This window comes from Candidatus Hydrogenedentota bacterium, assembly GCA_012523015.1.
Classification (GTDB): domain Bacteria; phylum Hydrogenedentota; class Hydrogenedentia; order Hydrogenedentales; family CAITNO01; genus JAAYBJ01.
Map to the genome: position 1 here is coordinate 1 of JAAYJI010000182.1, position 4,955 is coordinate 4,955.

Consider the following 4,955-nt stretch of genomic DNA (forward strand, 5'->3'; position numbering starts at 1 on the left):
CAACGGTAAGCGATTCTTCACCCAAAAGCGTGATGATAGGCGAGGTGGTGTCCTCTACGATCACCGCCCGCGTTTCAATCGCTTCATTACCGGAGCTGTCGCTCACGGTAAAAGATACCGTATAGCTACCGGGAACAGAAGTGTCTACAGAATTGTTTGCGGTCACTTCCAAATCACCGTCGCAGACGTCAAAGGCTGTTGCGCCGGCGTCGCTATAGCTCGCGCCACATTCAACGGTAACCGTCTCTTCCCCTATAAGTGTGATGATAGGTGCGGTGGTGTCCTCTACGATGACCACTCGCGTTTCAATCGCTTCATTACCAGAGCTGTCGCTCACAGTATAAGATACCGTATAGCTACCGAGAATAGAGGTGACTACAGAATTGACCACGGTCACTTCCGAATCGCCGTCGCAGGCGTCACGGGCGGTCGCGCCGGCATCGCTATACTCGGAACCACATTCAACCCTAAGTGATTCTTCACCTAAAAGCGTGATAATAGGCGCCGTTATATCTTGCACCACGGTGTCCACGGTACATTGAGATGTGTTGCCTGCTTCGTCTGAAACAGAAAGAAGGATAAAAATATTTTCGTCAGGAGCGAAAATTGTTCCGGGGAGAGGCTCTTGCGAAACAATTAGTTTATCTGCCGGGGACCGATCGTCCATGGCTTCGACTTCTCCCGTGAGATCGGGAACCAAAACCTTACAGGCTTCACTTAAATCAATAAGATATTCGATGGGGTAAGAAATAATTGTCGGTCCATTGGTATCCACATCTACCCTGTCGGAAGCAATCATTATAATGGTCTGGAAATCATCATAACCGGGATGCAGCAACACTTCAACGGAATACTCTCCCTCGTCTTCCGCTGACGCGTCCTCAATCGACAATATACCCTCCGTGGTCTCCGCAATCAACACGTCATCCTTATACCACGTGTAGGCAATCGGTGTGCCCGATTCAACCTCCACCTCCAAAGTAATGATGCTGTGATTGGAATAAAGACCGCCGCCACCAAGATATATTTCGGGTTCCGGGGGAGAGATACCGGGTGTGATAGCGGCATGGACAAAGTCTTCCGGCGAATATCCTAACTTTTCAACATACCACGTGTAAACCTGCCTATTGGTGAACCCATCTCTATTGGCATCCCCTTCCATACCCAATTCCGGTTCATTTTCGGTCAGTGTACTAAAGGCACTCTCAATAAGTTGTACGCCGAAACCTTCGAGAAGTACAAATAATTCATCTAAAGCGTCATCAGTCTGAGCGTCTCCCAACACGGCGTAGCCGGAAAGCAGTGTGGCGAGTCCCGGGATAAGATGGGGTGCGGGCAAACGCAATATATCCAGTAAATTGCCATAGCCCGGCACATTTTCCATGGCTTCGATAATCAAGTCTTTTGTAGCGTTGACATTATGTTGAAAGGCCGCTTTTGCTGATGCATATAAGGCATGGTGGGGATCATTAAGTACAGCCGCCGCGATAGCCAATTCATAGGAACCGTCAAGAATACCGTTGGGACCTATAGGCACTTCTTTTGTAGTATCCAAAGGACCATTAATATCACCATTGAAACATTGAATAAGTCCTGCAAAATCGTTCACGCGCGGATCAACCAAAGACACAGTCGGTTTTAGCGAACAATAGACCGTATCCATAATGCCACAAAATTCATAGCTTCCTTCCGGCCAGCTGGTCACGGGCGCTCCGACTATCGTTGGATTAAAAATAGGAAGCGACGCATAAGGGGTCGAACCATAATTTAGTTCGCGGCAACCGGCAAACCCCGGACCGGGTATTGGTTTGGGAGAAAGGGTAACGGTTATTTTTTTCAGTCTCCCTTTAGAGACACTCACGTCTTTATACAAAGGCGTCTCATACCATCCCTCTAGTTGTAAGAATTCGATGCTGTACGAACCCTTGGGAACGTCTTCCTCTTCCTCGTCACTTTCATACCAAATTTCCGTATTGAGGCGCCGCCATTTAGCGCCTTGTTCGACCGCCGCCGCCGGTTTGATTATTACTTTCAAACTGCCGGTGTCATCCTGAGCTTGAGCAAAGGAAAAGCAGAAGCCCAAAATAAGCATGCTGACAATAACTGATATCTCTTTTTGAAATAGATTCATCATTCACAAACACTTTCACCGGTTAGTCTGAGAAAAAAAGAATAAAGGTATTCTTCTATGGGGCCCCTTCTTTAACAAGGCCAGTCTTTACAAAATAGTTTTCATCGTAAAATAAAAGTATATCACAATTACTTTAGTAAGAGGATTCGCGATCACTCATCTTTTACGATCTTTAAGTTGGTCAAAACTATGGGAACTCCAGCTATTTATAAAGGTGTACGTGCTACGCCACAATAACTTTGTTTCGCTTTTTTCGAAGTACATAATTGAATTCATCTGAGACTATGTTTTAAGATGAGCTTGTAACCTTAATTGTGATCTTGGGCTTAGCTAGTATCATCAGCAGCATTTTTGGGAGGTCTTTCCTATGCTTCGCACGTATCCCCTCTATAGTGGACTCTTTGCCTTGTTGGTATCATTTTCTATTTTCTGTTGCGCACCTGCGCAGGCGCAAACGTTGATCAATCCCTATGAAGGTATCGATTGGTCACTGATCAACCAGTATAAAGCGAGTCTTCATACCCATACCACGGAAAGCGATGGAATGCTTCCTCCTGAGGAGGTCATTGATGCCTATGCCAGCTTAGACTACGACATCCTCTCGTTAACGGATCACCGGCGCATCTCTTATCCTTGGCAAAACTGGGGACGTGATCCTGAAGATGTTGGATTGTTTGATATTCCCGGCTGCGAATTTTCCAATCACAACCATTTAAATGGCTATTTTGTGAACCATACCTCTAATTTCCATTCCCTTGAAGAATCCCTCGCAGAAATTGAGGAACAGGGCGGACTTGCCCATATTAATCACCCGGGCGAATACTGGAAACTTAACAAACAAAAACTGGTGCCCGATGAAGTGATTCGGAAATATGTAAATTGGTTCACCGCATTTTCGCCCGATTTGCTCTTAGGCATGGAAGTCATTAATCATGTGAACCTCTATCCGCAGGATGAACAATTATGGGATGCTTTATTAAGTGTCATGATGCCGGAACGGCCCATTTGGGGCTTTGCCAATGATGATATGCACTATCCCTATGTTGGACTAACCCGTCTGATTGCTGTCTCCTGGGAAATGTTTCTTCTTGAAAGTTTAGATGAAAGCCAAATTCGTAATGCCATGTTGAACGGACAGTATTATTTCAGCGCCCATGGCACGGTTTTAAATTCTATGGAATGGGATGTGAATAAAGTTCCCGTTATCACTGAAATTGTCCATGATGAGACGGCGGGCACCTTATCCATTCATGCCATGTCCGACGGGGCAGATCTGCCTGATGCTGATTATGTATGGATTTCCATGGGTGAAGTCGTCCATTATGGTCCTGTGCTTGACTACAAAAATACAGAAGGTATCGGAAACTATGTGCGCGCACGCTTGGAAGGAGCAGCCGGCACTACCTTCACAAACCCCTTTGGACTGATTCGTGATGATGGTCGGCTCGTGGTATATGTGAGTCCTGCTGATGCTATTTACAGCGGCGCAGAATGGAAACTTGAAGGTACCGACATCTGGTACAAGCATGGTGACGCCATACAATTGGATCCGGGCGAATATACCATCGTTTTTAACCGCATCGACAGCTACCATTCTCCCGATCCGGTGACCGTGACGGTAACGGCGAACAAAACCACTTTGGTGACGACGAGTGATGGCGCTGAATATGTGTATGATCCTTCCCTTAAACTGCCCGTATCGACTCCGACAACGGTCACCCTTTTGGTCATGCTTTTAACGGCGGTCGCACTCTTTTATTTCCGCGCTCCTCGTGCGAAAACAAAAGACCCTTTCTAAAATAATTAAATTTTAATTCTTTGTGAATTATCCCGCTGATTTTAAGTCGTAGAATGTACAAAGCCCTTTCGACAGGAGGCACGTCATGCAACTATACGGCAAGAACTACTCAGTAACAGCGCTGCGTAAACGTATCGGGGCAATGGATCAGGTTGCCGGTATTCAAATGGTAAGCTTGGCAGATGGCAATGAACGCCCCGGCCGCGCCGCTATTTTTCGAACAGGCAGTGGATTAGAATTCACGGTTTTAATTGACCGAGGCATGGACATTGGCGCTGCCAGTCATTATGGCCGTGCCATGGGCTGGCAATCTCCCACGGGGCACGTTGCGCCTCAGTATTTCGAGCCTGAGGGATTTCGGTGGCTGCGCAGTTTCCACGGAGGACTTTTGACTACCTGCGGCCTTTCCCGTGCCGGCGGACCGAGCCCCAACAGTGCCTTGGACGGCAGTGGGTTGCATGGGCGTATTAGCAACATTCCCGCTAAAAACGTGCAAGTTTCACAAACTTGGGAAGGCAATACTTATTGGATGCGCCTGAGCGGAACCCTTCGAGAAACTTCTGTCTTTGGCGAAAACTTGACCCTTACCCGAACAATCAGCGCCGCTTTGGGCGAATCCAAGTTTTTTATCCATGACACGCTGACCAACGAAGGTTTCAAAAAAACAGGGGTTATGCTGCTCTATCATTGCAACATAGGCTGGCCCGCCCTTGATAAAGGATCGCGGATACTGGCACCTTGCGCTATGATTGCCCCACGCGATGACGCAGCGAAAAAGGGCATGGAAAACTGGGCGGTCATGGATGCTCCCACGGCGAATTATCAAGAGAAGTGTTACTACCATGACTTGACACCTGACCGTAACGGCAAGGTCACTGTGGCTATGATCAATGATGGCTTTCCTGACAAGGGTTTTGGCGTTTATGTTACGTACAACAAAAAGGAATTGCCCCGATTCGTGCAGTGGAAACAAATGGGCGAACAAGAATATGTCTGTGGTTTCGAACCCTGCTTGTGTACACTGGA

Annotated in this window: 3 protein-coding genes; 2 read left to right on the top strand and 1 reads right to left on the bottom strand. The window is 47.2% G+C overall.

What is annotated here, in order from left to right; all coding sequences use genetic code 11:
* Positions 1-2,134 (bottom strand): DUF5011 domain-containing protein (locus GX117_08125; GenBank protein NLO33306.1); only part of this gene is annotated, 2,134 nt, incomplete at its 3' end.
* A 364-nt stretch (positions 2,135-2,498) separates the two neighbouring features.
* On the opposite strand from GX117_08125, the gene GX117_08130 reads away from it, so the two are divergent.
* Entirely contained in the window at positions 2,499-3,929 is a 1,431-nt protein-coding gene (locus GX117_08130; protein NLO33307.1) for a hypothetical protein, read from the top strand.
* A gap of 85 nt (positions 3,930-4,014) precedes the next feature.
* Positions 4,015-4,955 (top strand): aldose 1-epimerase family protein (locus GX117_08135; GenBank protein ID NLO33308.1); only part of this gene is annotated, 941 nt, incomplete at its 3' end.